This window comes from Ornithinibacillus proteolyticus, assembly GCF_039581225.1.
Classification (GTDB): Bacteria; Bacillota; Bacilli; order Bacillales; family Amphibacillaceae; genus Ornithinibacillus; species Ornithinibacillus massiliensis.
Genome location: NZ_JBCPXV010000109.1, coordinates 1 through 1,706, shown reverse-complemented (window position 1 = coordinate 1,706; position 1,706 = coordinate 1). Strand labels below are relative to the sequence as shown.

Genomic DNA, 1,706 nt, shown 5'->3' with positions numbered 1-1,706 from the left:
TTAACTCGCTTTAGAGGCGGTGTACTTCCTTAGATTCACCGCCATTAACGCAAATCCTAATTCATTTTCTACTTTGGATTTGCCCCTCACTGACATTCGAGTGAAGCGCAAATTAGCCTTCAAAAATCCGAAGACTGGCTCTACGTCAATTTTACGTTTCCCATAGATTTCACCAGTTTCTTGATTCGAAAGCTGCTCTCTTATGTATTCTTTTTGCTGTTCCCATTTCTCGTTGTAGAAAACTTTTCGATTGTTTCCATCCTTTGCTTTTGTACACAAGGAACGTAATGGACAACCAGTACAGTCTTCACATTCATAAACTTTGAACGTACGTGTAAAACCGTATTTGTCAGTTCGGGTGGAAGTGTATCGGAATGGTAGTGTTTTATTATTTGGACAAGTAAATGAATCCTCTTCTTCGCTATATTGCCAATTGGCTATGTTGAAAGGATCATTCTTAACTTTCTTTTTCTTCTCCGTTCGATATTGATTAAAGGTAACGAGCGGCGTGCGTTCTCGTTGATTCATGACATCCTCATAATTTTGTTCACTACCATAACCTGCATCAGCGACAATATATTTTGGCAACTTGAAAAAGCTTTTCTCAATCGTATCTAGAAAAGGAATGAACGTGCGTGTATCTGTTGGATTTGGAAAGACATCATAGGCGAGGGCATACTGTCCTTCTGTCGCAAGTTGCACATTATAACCTGCCTTCAGTTGCCCATTCTTCATATAATCATCTTTCATACGCATAAACGTGGCATCGTGATCTGTCTTCGAATAACTATTTCGTTCTCCAAAGATTTCCATGTCATTTTGATAGTTTTGTTTTCGCTCCAGGTAATCCTTAAAATGCTTACGATATTGCTTAGGTACCTTACGTTCAGAGCGAAGCTGTTTACGTAGGCTTACCTCTTCGGTTGATTCAATCTTCTTATCAAATTCTTCTACCTTTTCATCTAACTTTTCCACTAGATTTTTAAGCTCTTTTGTAGAAAGTTCATCGGAACTTTCCCGTTCTATCTCTGGAATAATTTCTTTTTTTAATAACTCATCATACATTTGGTTAGACTTTTCCACCAAATTAGCACTATATTTTTCCACCGATTTTCGCCAAACGAAGGTAAACTTATTGGCATTCGCTTCAATTTTCGTTCCGTCGATAAATATTGCTTCTTCTTCAATTAATTTTTCTTGAACCAATTGACAGCGAAATTGTACGAAGCATTGACGTAGTAATTCTTTTACTTCTGGATGAACACGGAAACGATTGATGGTACGATAACTCGGTTCATAACCTTGGGCAAGCCACATCATACGGATACTGTCTGTAAGTAAGCTCTCTATCTTCCTGCCAGAAAAAACAGATTGCGTGTAAGCACAAAGAATAATTTTCATCATCATTCGAGGGTGATATGCTGGATAACCAGTCTCACGTAAAAAGAAATCAAATGCTTCGGCTGGAATACTCTCCACCACATCATTAACAGCGTAAGCAACATCATTTTCTTGTAATTTCATTTCTAAATCTATCGGCAAAACAACTTGATTCATGGTATAATGTTTGAACATAGGGATACCTCCTGATAGGTTATTGTGTGGTTACTTTAATTTTATCAGAGGGTGTCCTTTTTGTTTACTAAAAAGAGTAAGAATATTAAAAAAGACGTAGCACTTACCATTTTAAATGGTTAGCGCTACGT

1 protein-coding gene is annotated in these 1,706 nt (G+C 37.3%); it reads right to left on the bottom strand.

Going from position 1 to position 1,706, the window contains the following annotated elements; genetic code table 11:
- Entirely contained in the window at window positions 1-1,575 is a 1,575-nt protein-coding gene (locus AAIB49_RS19785) for an IS1182 family transposase (protein ID WP_339212999.1), read from the bottom strand.
- Window positions 1,576-1,706 lie beyond the last annotated feature (131 nt).